Genomic DNA, 210 nt, shown 5'->3' with positions numbered 1-210 from the left:
AATGGACATAGCGTTTCTCTTCTTACCGCCCATATAGTATGGAGCACGAAATACAGATATTCAGTCTTAAAGGGAGATATACAAGTTCGATGTCGTAGCCTTTTAATACAAATATGTGAAGCTGAGGATGTGGAAATATTAAAAGGCGTGATATCTAAGGATCACGTGCATATGCATATAGATTACCGTCCTTCGCAGAACATAAGCAAT

The 210-nt window shown here is 38.1% G+C and carries 1 protein-coding gene; it reads left to right on the top strand.

All coding sequences use genetic code 11. From position 1 onward, the window contains the following. Positions 1–210, top strand: a 210-nt coding sequence (gene tnpA, locus RM539_RS20025) for an IS200/IS605 family transposase (RefSeq protein ID WP_311505187.1), incomplete at both ends; no start/stop codon positions are given.

It is taken from the genome of Autumnicola musiva (assembly GCF_031846585.1).
Lineage (GTDB): Bacteria > Bacteroidota > Bacteroidia > Flavobacteriales > Flavobacteriaceae > Autumnicola > Autumnicola musiva.
The sequence above is the reverse complement of the archived record's forward strand: the minus strand, read 5'-3'. Positions and strand labels throughout refer to the sequence as shown.